The organism is Wylensekiella montiformis, assembly GCF_009697385.1.
GTDB classification, from domain to species: Bacteria; Bacillota; Negativicutes; order Selenomonadales; family Selenomonadaceae; genus Selenomonas_A; species Selenomonas_A montiformis.
Genome location: NZ_VUNL01000001.1, coordinates 221428 through 238056, shown reverse-complemented (window position 1 = coordinate 238056; position 16629 = coordinate 221428). Strand labels below are relative to the sequence as shown.

At 56.5% G+C, this 16629-nt stretch carries 16 protein-coding genes; 13 read left to right on the top strand and 3 right to left on the bottom strand.

Going from position 1 to position 16629, the window contains the following annotated elements:
• Both FYJ78_RS01165 and FYJ78_RS01160 read left to right on the top strand, forming a co-directional pair.
• Entirely contained in the window at window positions 1–204 is a 204-nt protein-coding gene (locus tag FYJ78_RS01165) for a DUF2905 domain-containing protein (RefSeq protein ID WP_154619556.1), read from the top strand.
• 10 nt (window positions 205–214) lie between these two features.
• Window positions 215–499, top strand: a complete 285-nt coding sequence (locus tag FYJ78_RS01160) for a glutaredoxin family protein (protein ID WP_154619555.1) — start codon at window positions 215–217, stop codon at window positions 497–499.
• 125 nt (window positions 500–624) lie between these two features.
• Here FYJ78_RS01160 and FYJ78_RS01155 read toward each other — a convergent pair whose 3' ends face one another.
• Entirely contained in the window at window positions 625–957 is a 333-nt protein-coding gene (locus FYJ78_RS01155) for a hypothetical protein (RefSeq protein WP_154619554.1), read from the bottom strand.
• A gap of 285 nt (window positions 958–1242) precedes the next feature.
• On the opposite strand from FYJ78_RS01155, the gene FYJ78_RS01150 reads away from it, so the two are divergent.
• Genes FYJ78_RS01150 through FYJ78_RS01140 form a run of 3 tightly spaced genes read left to right on the top strand, consistent with a single transcriptional unit; the run spans window position 1243 to window position 5007 of the window.
• Window positions 1243–3156 (top strand): sigma 54-interacting transcriptional regulator, encoded by a 1914-nt coding sequence (locus tag FYJ78_RS01150; protein ID WP_154619553.1) that lies wholly within the window; start codon window positions 1243–1245, stop codon window positions 3154–3156.
• Between the two features lie 12 nt (window positions 3157–3168).
• The gene (gene trmB, locus FYJ78_RS01145; RefSeq protein ID WP_328597599.1) at window positions 3169–3819 is read left to right on the top strand and encodes a tRNA (guanosine(46)-N7)-methyltransferase TrmB; all 651 of its coding nucleotides are present in this window, start codon (window positions 3169–3171) and stop codon (window positions 3817–3819) included.
• A 12-nt stretch (window positions 3820–3831) separates the two neighbouring features.
• Window positions 3832–5007 (top strand): FtsW/RodA/SpoVE family cell cycle protein, encoded by a 1176-nt coding sequence (locus FYJ78_RS01140; protein ID WP_154619552.1) that lies wholly within the window; start codon window positions 3832–3834, stop codon window positions 5005–5007.
• Between the two features lie 61 nt (window positions 5008–5068).
• Here FYJ78_RS01140 and FYJ78_RS01135 read toward each other — a convergent pair whose 3' ends face one another.
• Window positions 5069–5530 carry a nitrous oxide-stimulated promoter family protein gene (locus FYJ78_RS01135; RefSeq protein WP_154619551.1) on the bottom strand — a complete coding sequence of 154 codons (462 nt, stop codon included), beginning with the start codon at window positions 5528–5530 and terminating at the stop codon, window positions 5069–5071.
• A 170-nt stretch (window positions 5531–5700) separates the two neighbouring features.
• On the opposite strand from FYJ78_RS01135, the gene FYJ78_RS01130 reads away from it, so the two are divergent.
• Genes FYJ78_RS01130 through FYJ78_RS01120 form a run of 3 tightly spaced genes read left to right on the top strand, consistent with a single transcriptional unit; the run spans window position 5701 to window position 7675 of the window.
• A complete protein-coding gene (locus FYJ78_RS01130; RefSeq protein WP_154619644.1) occupies window positions 5701–6132 on the top strand; it encodes a PaaI family thioesterase in 432 nt (143 codons plus the stop codon).
• 49 nt (window positions 6133–6181) lie between these two features.
• Complete coding sequence (locus FYJ78_RS01125) at window positions 6182–6742, top strand: HD domain-containing protein (protein WP_154619550.1); 561 nt, start codon at window positions 6182–6184, stop codon at window positions 6740–6742.
• A gap of 27 nt (window positions 6743–6769) precedes the next feature.
• Entirely contained in the window at window positions 6770–7675 is a 906-nt protein-coding gene (locus tag FYJ78_RS01120; RefSeq protein ID WP_154619549.1) for a LysR family transcriptional regulator, read from the top strand.
• Window positions 7676–7755: 80 nt separating this feature from the next.
• On the opposite strand, the gene FYJ78_RS01115 is transcribed toward FYJ78_RS01120, so the two are convergent.
• Complete coding sequence (locus FYJ78_RS01115; RefSeq protein WP_154619548.1) at window positions 7756–9096, bottom strand: MFS transporter; 1341 nt, start codon at window positions 9094–9096, stop codon at window positions 7756–7758.
• A 370-nt stretch (window positions 9097–9466) separates the two neighbouring features.
• Between FYJ78_RS01115 and FYJ78_RS01110 the strand changes: the two genes are divergently transcribed.
• The 5 genes from FYJ78_RS01110 (at window position 9467) to narI (ending at window position 16554) form a co-directional block, all read left to right on the top strand.
• Entirely contained in the window at window positions 9467–10093 is a 627-nt protein-coding gene (locus tag FYJ78_RS01110) for a Crp/Fnr family transcriptional regulator (protein ID WP_408014406.1), read from the top strand.
• 150 nt (window positions 10094–10243) lie between these two features.
• Window positions 10244–13927, top strand: coding sequence for a nitrate reductase subunit alpha (locus FYJ78_RS01105; RefSeq protein ID WP_328597598.1), 3684 nt, complete (start codon window positions 10244–10246; stop codon window positions 13925–13927).
• Window positions 13917–15341: a nitrate reductase subunit beta gene (gene narH, locus FYJ78_RS01100; protein ID WP_154619546.1), complete on the top strand. Its 1425-nt coding sequence runs from the start codon at window positions 13917–13919 to the stop codon at window positions 15339–15341. The genes FYJ78_RS01105 and narH overlap by 11 nt, the downstream gene beginning before the upstream one ends.
• A gap of 2 nt (window positions 15342–15343) precedes the next feature.
• On the top strand, window positions 15344–15892 hold the full coding sequence (gene narJ, locus FYJ78_RS01095) for a nitrate reductase molybdenum cofactor assembly chaperone (RefSeq protein WP_235899745.1): 549 nt from the start codon (window positions 15344–15346) through the stop codon (window positions 15890–15892).
• Window positions 15889–16554: a respiratory nitrate reductase subunit gamma gene (gene narI, locus FYJ78_RS01090; RefSeq protein ID WP_154619545.1), complete on the top strand. Its 666-nt coding sequence runs from the start codon at window positions 15889–15891 to the stop codon at window positions 16552–16554. The genes narJ and narI overlap by 4 nt, the downstream gene beginning before the upstream one ends.
• Window positions 16555–16629 lie beyond the last annotated feature (75 nt).

The following is a 16629-nucleotide window of genomic DNA, read 5'->3' as shown; positions in this document are numbered from 1 at the left end:
ATGGGAAAGTTTTTGATTGGCGCAGGAATCCTGCTCGTCATTGCCGGACTGCTGACAGAGTTGGGCGGGAAATTTCTGCCGCTCGGCCATCTGCCGGGAGATATTCACATCACAGGTGAGCGCGGAAGTTTCTACTTTCCGGTGGTGACCTGCGTTGTGGTCAGCATCGTACTAAGCGCTCTGCTGAATGTTTTTCATCGTTAGGAGGAAAACAATGAAGAAAGTTACATTGATCAAGATGGAGGGCTGTCCATATTGCCGGAACGCATTTCGGGCGATTGACGCGCTGAAGGAAGAGAAGCCTGCTTATCATCATTTGGAACTCGAAGTGATTGATGAAAACGAACAGCCGGAGCTTGCCGGGCGCTACGCGGCGGATTATTATTATGTGCCGAGTCTGTTTGTGGATGGAAAGAAATGCTATGAGGCACAGCCCGGACAGGATTACGAAACCATTAAAAACGCCGTCGATAAAGTCTTTTCGTCGGCATTGGAATAAAGGAAGCACAACCAAACGGCCTGTTGGCAGGAAAACATTCTTTTGATGAACAAAGGCGGTCCGTTGACTTTTTGGTCAGCGGACCGCCTTTGCAGATGAAAGGGTATGGGCGGGGCCGGCTTCGTTCAGCCGGCGAAGGTTTTGAACAGGGAAAGACAGAACAGCCCGATCGCCAGCCCCATGCTGCAGAGACTGGCCCGGTTTACATAGATGCGGGCATTATCGGAAAGTCTGGCGTGGCGGTAAGCATAAGTCAGACCGAGAGAAAGCGTCAGCAGAATATACATGGCCCGGTTGAGATCGTCAAAATGCGGCCAGCCAAAGATCGTGACGACAAAGGTAAAGCAGCAGACTGCGATGAGCAGGTAATCCTTGCCAATCTTTTCCTTTTCTTTATCATGCGGATCTTTTTTTTCTGGGTAGATTTTTTTCTGTAATTTTTTATACTGCTTTGCCATGAAGGTCCATCTTCCTTTCTCTTCATCATATCTCGATCATATTATATCATGCCTATCTGCCGAAAGTCCAAAAAAAGCAGAATATGGTCGCTAAGACAACAGAAATGAAACTTTTTTTGCTCGATTTTGGCGGAATTTGTCGATTTTGTAAACAAAATAGGACAAAAGTAATTGCAGGAAGAGAAAAGGATTGTTAAAATGGAAAGTATGAGAATATATCGGGCGATCGGCCGGATATGCTGATCCGGCATGGAGTTATGAATCGCAGGGACAGGAGGATAAAGGATGATCAGAGAGCATCGCAGCAGAAGCAAACTCGAAGCATATTATCAAAAATTTACAGAAGAAGGGATATTGGATCCGAATGTTCATCCATGGGTAGCGGAATCCTGGCAGAAAAGTCAGGAGCTGGGAATTGGCCGGGAAACTATGGATATTCGTCATAAACTGCCGAAGGATGAATTTCAGGCGCTGCAGTCCAAGCATATGGATGCCATTCAGTATCTGAGTCAGCTCAGCGAGGGAATCAAGGAATTCTTTCAGGAATACAATCTGAGCCTGCTGCTTATCGATGCGGATTGTGTGGTGTTAAAGAGTTATTCCCTGCCGTTTTATCAGATGACGCCGGGCGAGATCGAGGGAGCCCGCGTGGGTATCGAACAGGTGGGGACTTCGAGCATCAGCGTCGCCTGTGAGCATCAGACGCCGTTCTGGATGTTCGGACCGGAGATGTGGGTCCGCGAATGCCAGCTTGGCGATGCCTGCTCCGCACCGGTCAGGGTGAACGGTGAATTCCACTACATCATTACGCTGGTGTCCATGGAGCAGGTGGCCATGCCGCAGGATGCGGTGATTTCCCTGCTGCTGACAATGAAGACTGCTCTGGAGCAGCATCTCACGGAGTCCGTGCGCATCAAGGCGGAGGAAGCCATTCTCGATGCGACGCCTTTTGCCGTTTATCATGTCATGCCGGGCGGCGAGGTGGCCTATGCCAATCAGCTCGGGCATACGCGGCTGGAAGGAATCGGCGCCGGGAAAAAAGAAGGACGGCCGACCTCGAATCTCAACGACGTTATCATGAATTATCAGCATACGCCGATCTATAAGGGGTTCCGGGGGATTCCCTCGTACAATAAGGAAGTGACATGGATTACTCCGGCCAAGACGTACGAGGACATTACGACGGTGGTGCCATTGGAACGCGACGAAGATCAGGCCGTACAAAGCGTAGTCGTCGTTTCCATGCCTATTGAAGATCTGCGCACTCTGGTGGCTCATGCGGCCGGTTATACAGCCAAGTACAGCCTGAATTCGATGGTCGGTGAGGGGACGACGTTTTTGAGCGTCCGCAATAAGGCGGCTCGTGTGGCCAAGAATCAGCATCATATTCTGATTCAGGGCGAAGCGGGGACCGGGAAGCAGCGCATGGCACATGGGATCCATCAGGCCAGCCCGCGTGCTGCAGGCCCGCTGATTACCCTGCGGTGCGGGGACGCTACGCCGGAGCTTTTGGAACAGGAGCTTTTCGGCGTTATGCTGAATCCGGAGGTGAGCCATCAGGGGCGTCTGGAGCTGGCCTCCGGCGGCACCTTGTTTCTGGATGAAATTGAAAAGATGCCGAAAAATATCGCCGTGGAGCTGGCTCAGGCGCTGAAGGAGGGCAAGTCCCATCGCATCGGTGAGACGGTCGAGCGTCCGATCAATGTGCGCATCATTGCGGCCTGCGACAGCGACCTCAAGCGTCTGACGGAGCGGGGACTGTTCGCGCGCGAGCTGTATGAGATTGTCAGCAAAAGCGTCGTGCGTGTCCCGGCATTGCGCAGCCGCCGGGAGGATATTCCGAAGCTGGCCGATCACATCATCAGAGAATTGGCCGAGCAGCATCAGATGGAGCCGAAGCGCATTCTTCCTGAGACGGAAAAGGTGCTCAGGGAATATGACTGGCCGGGGAATATCAAACAGCTTCAGAGCGTGCTGGAATACGCGTTCTTCAATACGCCGGGCAAGGACATCGGCCCCAAGGACATCAGTCTGATGGGAGATGTGAAGCCGGATAACAAATGGAAAGAGGACAAGGATGTATTTGTTAAGGCATGGCAGGCAGCGGGCGGAAATGTCAGTCGTCTGGCCAATCTTCTGAATGTCAGCCGCGTGACCTTGTACCGCTATCTGAAAAAATATGGTCTGGAGAAAAAATAAAGGAGATTCATTGTGCGTTTAAGAAGAAAACCCTGGGTGGATGAAGCGATTCATGAATTCGATGCGTTCGTATTCAGCCGTGACCGGGCGGCCGGCGAGGAGCAGCGGGGAAAATGGGCGGATCAGTTTGGCCGGCAGGCCCCGCTTCATGTGGAGCTCGGCACGGGGAAGGGCGATTTTATCAGCGAGCTGGCGCAGCGTCATCCGGAGATCAACTTCATTGGCATTGAGGCGCAGCAGGATGTGCTCTATGCAGCGGCGCAGAAGGTCGCCGCGCGGGAACTGCAGAATGTCCGGCTTCTCGTCTTTGACATTCATCATATTGAAACGATTTTCGCCCCGGAAGAGGTTGACCGGTTCTATATCAATTTTTGCGATCCCTGGCCGAAAAAACGCCATGCCAAGCGCAGGCTGACCCATACGGGTTTTTTGGAAAAATATCGTGTGCTTTTGAAAAAGCCCGGAGAACTGCATTTTAAGACAGACAACCGGCCGCTTTTCGACTTTTCGCTGGAGCAGTTTCGGGAAGCCGGCCTGACGGTACAGGATGTGTCCTTTGATCTGCATGCGGAAAACCGGCCGGAAAACATCATGACGGAATACGAGCGGAAGTTCAGCGGCTTTGGCGAAAAGATCAACCGCTGTGAGGTAATCTTTCCATAAGGGGGCGACACCATGCGGATTCGGAAAACCCTGTGGAATAATGATGCAGAGCCGATCATGGTCATCATGGCGATTCTGGTCGTATTGGGGACCATCAATGTATTCAGTTCCAGCTATGTGCTGGCGACGATCGATTATGAAAATCCCTATTACTTTCTGACGCGCCATCTGATCTGGCTGGTGGTCGGGGTGGCGGCTTTTGTGGGCTGCCGCCATATCAATTACCGGCGCTGGCGCATCGTCATGCCCTGGCTCCTGCTTGGCATGTTCGCCGCGCTGGCCCTTGTTCTGGTCATCGGGACGTCCATCAACGGGGCCCGGCGCTGGCTTTCCATCGGCGGCTTCGGTTTTCAGCCGGCGGAATTTGCCAAGCTGCTCAGCCTGATGCTGGCGGCAGCTGTGCTGTCTGTGCGCGTCAAGCACGGTCAGCCGGCTACGATTTTCAACGCGCAGTTTTTCTGTATCTTCATCATGGCGGTCCTGACTGAACTGGAGCCGGATATGGGGACGGCCTGTATCATCATTGGCGTGCCGGTGGCCATGGCAATGGTAGCCGGTCTGAAAAGCTGGCAGTGGAAGATGCTACTGGCCGGCGCTCCGGTATTGCTGGTTGGGATGATCTTGTTCCAGCCGTACCGGCTGCAGCGGATCCGGACGATGTTTGATCCTTGGTCGGATGCCCAGAAGTTCGGCTATCAGACGGTGCAGTCCCTTTCCACCATCGGCTCCGGCGGCTTTTGGGGCATGGGACTCGGTGATGGCGTCAGCAAATATTCCTATTTGCCGGAGGCCCATACGGATTTTGCCTTTGCGATTTTTTGTCAGGAGCATGGGTATATCGGCGCGCTGATGGTCTTTTTGCTGATCGGACTGCTGATTCTTTTCTGCGTGCGCGTGGCGAACCGGGCGGAGGATGAGTTCGGGCAGATGCTGGCGCTGGGCATCATGCTCCTCATCATGGGGCAGGCGCTGGTGAATATGGCCATGGTCGGCGGCCTGTTTGCGGTGGTCGGCGTACCGCTTCCTTTTATCAGCTATGGCGGATCCTCGCTGATTGTCAGCATGATGGCTATGGGCATGCTGATCAATATCTGCGATCATGGCCGTGCGCAGAGGACGCCGGAGGATGCCGCGGAGAAGCCGCATGGCCCTTCGGCGCAGCGACCGGCGCTTCGGCTGGTGAAGTGAACAAGAAAAAAACAGCCCTTCTTTGGAAAGGCTGTTTTGCTGTTCGCCAAATGGCGGACACTCATTTTTTTGCTTTTCGGTCCTTTGCGCGCTTTTTTGCGGTTTCCTCTCTGGCCTTTACCTTGTCGTCGATTTTCTTTGCCTGCTGATACTTGGCATAATCGACGCCCATGCTGGCGAGTTTGTGTTTAAAGGCCATCATGGGGTGGCGCAGGAACATGCGCTTTTGCGCGGAGCTCATGATGTGCAGGAAGTCTCTGGCCTGATGCGGGCCGAAGCATTGAACTGTACGGTCGCAGCGGTCGCAGATCGGTTTTGTGATGCCGTACGGACAGCGGTTCATCCGCGTCATGACCGTGGCCAGAAGAGCTGTGCATTTCGGGCAGAGCTTGTCGCCTGACGTGTTGTGATGGCTGTGGCAGTACAGGCCGAAGGTTTTGCGGATATTGGCTTTTTCCTTCGGGATGTTGTTTTTTATTTCTACCGGTTTTCTCTTCGGCAAGAAACGGGAAAACATACTCATATTCAATCACCCTTTGTTTTGGTTTATTTAAACATCGTGTCAGTCTTTATTGTAAAGGTATTTCGGGATAAAAGCAATACCCGGCTCTCTGCCGCGGGCTGCGCACGAAAGGGGATTTTCACAGGCGGGCGCGGCAGTGAGCAGTGGGGAGGCGGCTTATCGTGAAGGAAATGACGGAATGGCAGCGTCATATCGTGGAATTTTATCACAAAAATCCGTTTTTGGAATATCTTCATGCCCAGGTCATACCGGATGGAGACGGGCAGGTGCGTCTGGAGCTGACGGCAGAGGAGGAGCATACGAATTTGTACGGGATTGTCCATGGCGGCGTGCTCATGACATTGGCTGATACGGCCATGGGCGCGGCGGCTCTGGCGCGCAATAAACGGGTGGTCACGCTCAGTCTGTCCATGGATTTCATGCATTCGGTGCCGCTTACGACCCGGATTCTTGCGACGGGGCGCGTCCTGCACGACGGGCGTCATACCATGGCACTCGAAAGCGAGCTGAAAGACGATGCGGGCAAGATCTTTGCCAAGGCACATGGAACGTTCTATGTATTGGGTCCTTTGGTTGACGATGATCCGGATTCCTGCGTATAATGAATAGAAACGTTACAGGTTTACATTATTGGTACAAGGAGGACTTGTGATGAGTACATTGACATTGAAGCGGGCGAAAGAAATTCTGGCGAAGCATACCACGGAGCCGCATCTGTTTCTTCATGCGGCAGCCGTCAGTGCGGCGATGGGAGCGATGGCCGATCATTTCGGAGCGGATAAGGAGCACTGGGAAGCTGTCGGTTATCTTCACGATGTGGATTATGAAAAATATCCGGATGAACATTGTCATCATGTGCGGGAGCTTTTGGAGCCGGAAGGAATCGACGAGGAAGACATCCGGGCGATCCTCTCGCATGGCTGGGGGATTACGACCGATGAAGCCGAACCGGAGACGGATATGGAAAAGAGCCTGTTTACCGTGGATGAGCTGACGGGAATCGTACAGGCATATGCGCTCATGCGGCCGGAAAAGATGGACGGCATGGCGCTGAAATCCCTGAAAAAGAAGTTCAAGGACAAACGGTTTGCGGCAAAATGCAGCCGGGATATCATCCAACGTGGCTTTGCTATGCTGGGAATGGAACCGGGCGAGGTCATGCAGTGCTGTATTGACGGTATGACGGCGCATAAGGAAGAATTGGGTTTTTAACCGGACGGAAAGGACAGGGACAGAGCGATGATCGATGAGCATGAATGGAGAAGCGTATTGCAGGTTGCGGAAGACGGAACCTTTTCCGCAGCAGCTAAGCATTTGTTCGTTTCCCAGCCGTCCCTGTCGCAGTGCATTAAGAAAATCGAGGGAGAACTGGGGGCGCTTCTGTTTGACCGGAGCCAGATTCCGCTGCAGCTTACCCCGGCCGGAGAGATCTATGTGACCAAGGCGCGGGAGATTCAACGCATGAAGCGGGATTTGGTCCGGGAAACCGCGGATCTGACCGAGTTGCGCACAGGAAGCCTTTGTATCGGCAGTTCGAGAACGCGTTCTTCTTGCTATCTGGCTCAGCCGCTGATCAAATTTCATAACCGTTATCCCGGCATCAGCCTGCAGGTCCGGGAGCACAGTGTCAGCGAGCTTCAGGAAGATGTGCTCAGCGGGCGGGTTGATTTTGCGCTGCTGTATGACCCGCTGCCCGATCAGGGCTTTGCCCGTATTCCGCTTTTGTCGGAGCGGGTGATGCTTGCTTTGCCGCAGGAGCATCCCTTTGTCCGGGACCTCCGGCCTCGCCTGACCCGGCCGTTCCCGCGGCTCTCCTTTGCCCGGATGCATGGTCAGCCGTTTATCTGCCTGCAGAAAAAGCGGCAGATGACATCCATTTATGACACCTTGTGTCTGGAAACGCAGTGCGAGCCCGATGTCGTTTTTGAGGCGAACAGCATCATCGATGCGGCGGAGCTCTGCGCGGCCGGCATGGGAGCGACATTGGTCACGGATATGCTGGCGCGCAGCTGGCAGCGCCGTCAGGCCCCCTGTTTTTTCGAACTGGAGGAAGAGGTGCCGCCGCGGCAGCTGATAGCGGCTTATGGCCGCCATCAGCATTTATCCGAAGCGGCGCGTGAGTTTATCGGGCTGTTGAAGAAATAAAACAATCCCCATAAGCAGACCCAAAAATCTGGCTTATGGGGATTGTTATTTTTGTCAGAGAATCTTTTTCCGGGATTCGTTCAGCACTTGATCCCGGATCCCTTTCTGTCATAGAAGTACCAGGTGATTACGATGGTGAGGATGGTGAACCCGATGAGGATATAGAAGGCAGGCGCGACATTCTGGAAGCTGGCGTAGGACCAGCCGAAAATTTTCGGGATCAGGAAAGCGCCGTAAGCGGCGATGGCTGCGGTAAATCCAGTGACAAGCGAGGCGTGGAACGGATTGTCGAAGATGTAGGGAATCATGCGGAACGAGGCGCCGTTGACAAAGCCCGTCGTCAGGAAGAGCAGGAGGAATGCGCCGAAGAACAGCGCGAAGGCGTGCGTCTGAATGCCGAAGAGTACGGCGATGCTGGCAGCGAGCATGATGAAGAGCGAGACGAGCGTGACCTTGGACCCGCTGTTGAGGCGGTCGGAAAGCCAGCCGCCGACCGGGCGGATTCCGGCTCCGATGAACGGTCCGAGGAAGGCGGCCATCGAGAAGGAGACTTCCGGGAATTCTTTCGAGACGAGCAGGCCGAGTGCGGCAGAGAAGCCGATGAAGGAGCCGAAGCCGCAGGTGTAGATCCAGCACATGAGCCAGGTGTGCTTGTTGCCGAAGATCGAGAGCATGCTCTTCGGGCTCTGCTTCGGCAGCGGCAGATTGTCCATGAACAGCCAGATGAGTATGAGCGTCAGAGCGGTCGGCACGATCCAGAAGTAGCAGACATTCTGCAGGCACATCATGCCGTTTGATGTGGCGACGCCGGGGCCGAAGAACGAGGTGAGGTTCCACCCGATGAGCAGCGGCGCCGTCAGGTAGATCAGCGAGACGCCGAGGTTGCCGATGCCGGCGTTGATGCCGAGTGCGAGCCCTTTGTGCGCCTTCGGGAAGAAGAAGCCGATGTTGGCCATCGAAGCGGAGAAGTTGGCGCCGGCGATGCCGATGAAGGAGACGAGCAGGACGAACGTGTCATACGATGTCGTCGTGTCCTGCAGCGCGCGGCCGAGGCCGAAGAGAGGGAAGAGCAGCAGGGCCGTCGTGATGAAGGCCGAGTTGCGGCCGCCGATGAGTCCGGGAAGATAGGTGTAGAAGAGGCGTCCTGTGGCGCCGACAAGTCCCGGAAGCGCGGCCAGCGTGAAAAGCTGCTCGTCGCTAAAGTGGAAGCCTGCTGCATTGAGCTTTGCGGCGATCGTGGCCCAGAGTGTCCAGACGACAAAGGAGAGGACAAGGGCCCATGTTGAAGTGTAGAGGTTCTGCTTCGCGATCCTCTCGCCGAACTTCTTCCAGAAGACGGGGTCCTCCGGTGTCCAGTTCGCAAGGATTTCCTTGCGCGTGGGATTTGCCCCCAATTTTTTTGTCACAGCTGATTCTGCCATACGTTGACTCTCCTTTTCGTTGAATTTGGTATGAAACCTTTCTAAGCAATAAGGAACGATAAACTCTTTGTCACATTATAGAGGAGATACCTCAAATAATCTGTAAAAAAAATCACGCTATATGTAATATATATCATAATATCGTGCCGAAGAGAAGAAACTTTATCCAGAGCGAACAGGAATATATCCTCCGGGCAGCGAAATAAAAAATAAAGAACCGTAAATACATTCAGGGCGTTGGCGCCCGTTGGCATCGGATAGATAGAAGGGGGAAGTTGTGCGTATCATGGAGGATAGGAACAGGGCAGAGGGTCAGGCGCAAACGGAGTCACTGGTACGTCCCTTTTACGAGGTACCGGGAAAGGTGGTCATGCTTCATGATGGAGAATACCTTTTTCATGAGGGGGATAAGGCCAGATATTTTTACATTGTGCGTTCCGGACAGATTTTTATCACCAAATACGCGATGTCCGGCAAGGTGCTGTCCCTGCGCCTTGCCGCCCGGGGCAGCCTGATAGGAGAGCTGCCTCTTTATGAAAAAAATCCGGTGTATATTTTCAACGCGGTTGCCCAGAGCGCCTCGGAGGTTTATGCTATCGAATTTCCTATACTGCAGAGCTATTTGGAAAAGAAGCCGGTGCTTGCGGTCAATCTGCTGAAGGTCATGGGCGCACATATGCGCAAACAGCATTCCAAATTCCGCGATCTCCTGCTTTATGGCAAGAAAGGGGCGCTTTATTCGACCCTGATCCGGCTGGCCAACAGCTATGGCAAGGAAATAGACGGCGGAATCCTGATCTCCGTTCCGCTGACGAATCAGGAATTGGCCAATTATTCGGCGACGGCGCGCGAAAGTCTCAACCGCATGCTCAGTGAGTTGCGCCGGGCTGACGTCATAGAGTATCGCGGTCATTTTATCTTTATCAAGGATATGGATTATCTCCGGGATGCCATCCAATGCGAAAACTGCGGCCGGGAAATCTGCAATATCGAATGATCTTGCGCTGCGATAAGAAGATCGGACTCCTTGGTCAGGGAAAAGGTTTCCCTGGCCGATTTTTTTTGCAAAAAAACCAGCACAGTGATCTTTTTCACATGAGTCAGGATAAAATTCGGATAAAATAATAGGCAATAGGAGGGTGATGACGTGAGCAATATCTTTTCGAAATGGAAGCATCTGATCCCGGTTGAAACATCAGCGACGGGACATCAGCAGTTCTTTGAAGGCGGCCGCGCGTGGGAAAACACTTACCGCGACCGCTGGTCGTTTGACAAGTGCGTTCACTCGACGCACGGCGTCAACTGCACGGGTTCGTGCTGCTGGAACATCTATGTCAAGAACGGGCTCGTGGCTTGGGAGAACCAGGAGCACAATTATCCGGAGACGAGCCCGGACATGCCGGACTTCGAGCCGCGCGGCTGCCCGCGCGGAGCGACGTTCTCGTGGTATCTCTACAATCCGCACCGCATCAAGTATCCGTATCTGCGCGGCGAGCTCGCTGCGCTCTGGCGCGAGGCGCGCAAGGAGCACAAGACGGCTCTTGAAGCCTGGCAGAGCATCGCCAATGATCCCGCCAAGACGAAGCTCTATAAGGAAGCGCGCGGCAAGGGCGGCTTCGTGCGCTCGAGCTGGGATGAAGTCTCGGAGCTCGTCGCCTCGTCGCTTCTGCACACGGCGATGAAGTACGGCCCGGACCGCAACTTCGCCTTCGCCGTCATCCCGGCGAAGTCCATGCTGTCGTACGCGGCCGGCGCGCGCTTCATGCAGCTCATGGGCGGCGCTTCGCTGTCGTTCTACGACTGGTATGCCGACCTGCCGCCTGCAAGCCCGCAGGTCTGGGGCGACCAGACGGATGTGCCGGAGTCCTCGGACTGGTTCAATGCCGGCTACATCTTGACCTGGGGATCGAACGTGCCATTGACGCGCACGCCGGATGCCCACTTCCTGGTAGAAGCGCGCTACAAGGGCACGAAGGTCGTCTCGATTGCGCCGGACTACGCGGAGTCGACAGCCGTGGCCGATACGTGGATCTCACTCAAGGTCGGCAGCGATGCGGCCTTTGCCATGGCGATGGGCCATGTCATCCTCAACGAGTACTACTGGGGTGAGCCGGCCGAGTTCTTCACGGAATACACGCGCCATTACACGGACTTCCCGTTCCTTGTGCAGCTTCATAAGCGCGCCGACGGCAGCTATGAGTCGGGCCGCTTTTTAAACGGCAAGGACATGGGCCGCACGGACAAGCACGCGGAGTTCAAGCATTATGTCATCGACGAGATCACGGGCAAGCTCGTCGTGCCGAACGGCACGATGGGCGACCGCTGGGACAACGAGAAGAAGTGGAACCTGCGCGAGGAAGACCGCGACACGGGCGCGAAGATCGTGCCGCAGCTCTCGGTACTCGGCCAGTTCGACGAAGTCGTCGAGGTCGAGTTCCCGTACTTCGGCAATGAGCGCGAGGAGCGCGTCATTCGCCGCATGGTGCCGGCCAAGCGCGTCAAGACGAAGGACGGCGAGATCCTCGTCACGACGGTTTACGACCTGATGCTCGCCAACTACGCCGTCGACCGCGGCCTCGGCGGCGCGTGCGCTTCCTCGTACGACGAGGATGTGCCGTACACGCCGAAGTGGCAGGAGAAATACACCGGGGTCCCGGCTGAGACCTGCATCCACACGGCCCGTGAATTCGCCGACAACGCCATCAAGACGAAGGGCAAGACGATGGTCATCATGGGCGGCGGCATCAACCACTGGTTCCACGCCGACATCGTCTACCGCACGATCCTCAACCTCCTGCTCTTCACGGGCTCGGAGGGCCGCAATGGCGGCGGCTGGGCTCATTACGTCGGCCAGGAGAAGCTGCGTCCGGCAGAGGGCTGGGCGCGCATCATGACGGCCACGGACTGGCAGGCACCGCCGCGCCTGCAGAACTCGACGTCGTTCTACTACTTCGCGACGGACCAGTGGCGCAGCGACGAGGTCGACATGAAGGATCTCGTCTCGCCACTGACGAGCCCGCGCTACCGCCATGCGGCCGACTACAACGTCATGGCCGCCCGCCTCGGCTGGCTGCCGTCTTACCCGACGTTCAACAAGGGCGGCCAGCAGCTGACGGACGAAGCGAAGGCGAAGGGCGAGGACCTCAAGAAGTACGTCGTGCGTTCCCTCAAGGACAAGAGCCTGCAGTTCGCGGCAGAGGACCCGGATGCTCCGGAGAACTTCCCGCGCAACCTCTTTGTCTGGACGGCGAACCTGCTCGGCTCGTCTGCCAAGGGCAACGACTTCTTCAACAAGTATCTGCTCGGCACGGAGCACACGGTCTTTGCCGAGGAAGAGGGCCCGACGCGCCCGACGGAGATCAAGTGGCGCGAGCAGGAGGAGCTCCAGAAGCCGGGCGGCGCTGCCGAGGGCAAGCTCGACCTGCTCATCGACATCGACTTCCGCATGGCGGGCACGGCACTCTACTCCGATGTCGTGCTGCCGACGGCCACATGGTACGAGAAGGACGATATCTCTTCGACGGACATGCATCCGTTTGTCCACCCGTTCCAGGCCGCGGTCGATCCGCTCTGGGAAGCTAAGAGCGACTGGGATGTCTTCCGCACGCTCGCAGAGGCCGTCTCGAAGGTCGCCAAGGAAGCCGACCTCAAGCCGTATGAGGATCTCGTCGCCGTGCCGATCGGCCACGACAGCGAGGGCGAGACGGCTCAGCCGGAGGGCCGCGTGCGCGACTGGAGCAAGGGCGAGTGCGAGCCCATCCCGGGCAAGACGATGCCGAATCTCGTGCCGGTCAAGCGCGACTACACGAAGACGTATGAGAAGTGGATCGCGCTCGGACCGAATGTCTCCAAGAAGATGGGATCGCTGACGATGACGTGGGATTCCTCCGATGAGTACGAGGAGATTCGCACGCGCAACGGCGTCATCGAGAACGAGGACTTTGTCTCGTACGGCATGCCGTCCATCTACGACGCGCGTCAGGCCGTCGAGGCCGTCATGGGCCTCTCGACGACGACGAATGGCAAGGTGGCCGTCAAGGCCTTCCAGAGCCTCAACGAAAAGACGGGCCTCAAGAACCTCGAACATCTGGCCAAGGACCGCGAGAGCGAGCGCTTCACGTTCGATGAGATCGCTGCGCAGCCGAAGGAGACGATCACATCGCCGACATTCACGGGCAGCAATCAGGGCCGTCGCTACACGCCATTCACGACGAACATCGAGGAGCTCGTGCCGTTCCGCACCGTCACGGGCCGCCAGTCCTTCTATCTCGACCACGAGATGATGCGCGAGTACGGCGAGGCCATGGCGACGTTCAAGCCGATCCTCGACTACCGCCCCATCAAGAATCTCTTGGGCGGCACGAAGGAGATCACGCTCAAGTACCTGACGCCGCACAACAAGTGGTCGACGCATTCGATGTACTTCGACAGCCAGCAGCTCCTGACGCTGTTCCGCGGCGGCCAGACGGTCTGGATGAGTGAGAAGGATGCCAAGGAGATCGGCGTGCGCGACAACGACTGGATCGAGCTCTACAACCACAACGGCGTCGTGACGTCCCGCGTGGCCGTCTCGCCGCGCATCCCGCAGGGCACGGTATTCATGCACCATGCCCAGGACCGCCACATCAATGTGCCGGCCTCGAAGATCACGGGCACGCGCAGCGGCACGCACAACACGCCGACGCGCATCCACATGAAGCCGACGCACATGATCGGCGGCTATGGCCAGCTCAGCTATGGCTTCAACTACTACGGCCCGACGGGCAACCAGCGCGACATGTACGTCGTCGCGCGCAAGATGCAGGGGGAGGTTGACTGGCTTGAAGATTAAAGCACAGATTTCCATGGTCATGAATCTTGATAAGTGCATTGGCTGCCATACGTGCTCCATCACTTGCAAGAATGTCTGGACCAACCGCGAAGGCGCGGAATACATGTATTTCAACAATGTCGAGACGAAGCCGGGCATCGGCTATCCGAAGAACTGGGAAGACCAGGAGAAATGGAAGGGCGGCTGGAAGCTCGGCAAGGATGGCAAGCTCTCGCTGCGCACCGGCTCGAAGCCGGAGCGCCTGCTGAAGCTCTTCTATCATCCGGACCAGCCGGAGATGGACGATTACTACGAGCCGTGGACGTACGACTACGAGACGCTCATCCACTCCAAGCGCCGCAACCATCAGCCGATTGCCCGCCCGCGCTCGCTCATCACGGGTGAGCGCATGGAGATCAAGTGGGGCCCGAACTGGGAGGACGACCTCGCCAACGGCGAGTCGGCCCGCCAGGACGTCAACCTCAAGAAGATCTCGGAGGACATCACGCTCGAGTTCCACGACATCTTCATGAAGTACCTGCCGCGCGTCTGCAACCACTGCCTGAATCCGGCCTGTGTCGCCGCGTGCCCGTCGGGTGCCATCTACAAGCGCGAGGAGGACGGCGTCGTACTCGTCTCGCAGGATGGCTGCCGCGGCTGGCGCCACTGCGTGCCGGCCTGCCCCTACAAGAAGGTCTACTTCAATTGGAAGACGAACAAGGCCGAGAAGTGCATCTTCTGCTTCCCGCGCCTTGAGAACGGCCTGCCGACCGTCTGCTCCGACACGTGCGTCGGACGCCTGCGCTACATGGGCGTCCTGCTCTACGACATGGACAAGGTCGTCGCCGCCGCTTCGACGCGCGATAAGGGCGAGATCTACCATCAGGTGCTCGATGTCATCGCCGACCCCCATGACCCGGAGGTCATCGAGGCTGCGCGCAGAGAGGGCATCCAGGAATCGTGGATCAAGGCGGCTCAGGAGTCGCCCGTCTACAAGATCGTCAAGGAATGGCAGCTCGGCCTGCCGCTCCATCCGGAGTTCCGCACATTGCCGATGGTCTGGTACGTGCCGCCTCTCTCGCCAATCACGCGCCGCATGGAGGCGAACTGCTACCTGCCGGAAGCCGATGAGATGCGCATCCCCATTGCGTACCTCGCCGAGATCCTCGCGGCCGGAAATACGGCCGTCATGACGCGCACACTGCAGCGCCTCTTGGACATGCGCGCCGTCATGCGCGCCAAGACGACGGGCGACGACCTGCCTTCTCGCCTCGAGTTCGCGCCGGAGGTCTACGAGAAGATGTTCCGCCTGCTCGGCATCGCCAAGTACAAGGACCGCTTCAACATCCCGGCGGGGATTCAGGGAAAAAGCAATGCGGAGATGCGTGAGGCGCAGGGCGGCGGCCTTTATACCTGCCCGGGCGGGAGGTGCTGATAATGGCTGACAGGATGGATGAGAGGAATATGCAGGACTATCAGAAGGTGCTGCTGCTTACCGCGCATCTCTTTGAATATCCGGACGCCGTCTGGTGGCAGGAGCTGCCGGACTGCCGCAGGGCCTTGCGGGAAATCGGGGACAGCCGGGCATCCGCTGTTTTCGGCGATTTTCTGAGCTTTGTGGAAGAGACCGGCGCAAAGGAGTACGAAGATCTCTATGTGCGGTCCTTCGACTTCTCGCAGAATACGAATCTTTATCTGACGACGCAGGAGCGCACGGACTTCGGCAAGCAGTCTCAGGAGATGCACCGCTACAAGGCGTTCTTTCTTGAAAATGGTCTCGACATGCCGAACCAGCTGCCGGACTATCTGCCGGCTCTGCTGGAGCTTGCCGCATCGCTGCCGCCCGGGAAGGCGGGCAAGGTGCTGCAGAGCATCCGGCCGCGCGTCGAGCTTTTGCGCACGCGCTTCATTGAAGCGAAGCTGCCGCATGCTTTTTTGCTGGATATTGTCTTGACAGAAACGGCAGGATTGGAGGTAAAGCCATGAATACATTTTTCTACGGCGTCCTGCCGTACATCGCCCTGACGATCTTCGTCGGCGGCACGATCGTCCGCTACGTGTTTTTCGAGCGGGGCTGGACGACGAAGTCCAGCGAGTTCCTCTCGAAGAAGAGCCTCAAGTGGGCGAACCCTGTTTTCCACCTCGGCCTTTTGATGGCCTTTGGCGGACACTTTGTCGGCATCCTTGTGCCGAAATTCGTCACGGAGGCGGCTGGGACGGATGAAGCGACGTATCACATGATCTCGCTCGCGGGCGGCATCCCGGCCGCCGTCCTGTTCCTCGGCGGTTTTCTCTGGCTCATGAAGCGCCGCTTTTTCGGCAGCAGCCGTATGAAAGTCAACACGAGCGGCATGGACAGGCTTTTGTATCTCGTTTTGCTGCTGACGATTCTTTCGGGAACGGCTGCGACGCTTTCCAATATAACGGCCGGATTCGATTACCGTGAGAGCATTTCGCCGTGGTTCCGCTCCGTGCTCATGCTCTCGCCGGATGTCAGCCTCATGAAGAACGTCCCTGCCATCTTTCAGTTCCACATGTTTATGTGGATGATGACAGCGATTCTCTTTCCGTTTACGCGTCTCGTTCACTGTCTGAGTCTGCCGTTTGAATATCTCTTGCGCAGTCATATCGTTTACCGCCGGAGGTAATAAAGTGAGGCTTGTTCAGAGAGAGTTTTTGCTCCCTTTGAATTTCTCCGGGCTTATCCGATGCGGTTTCTCTTT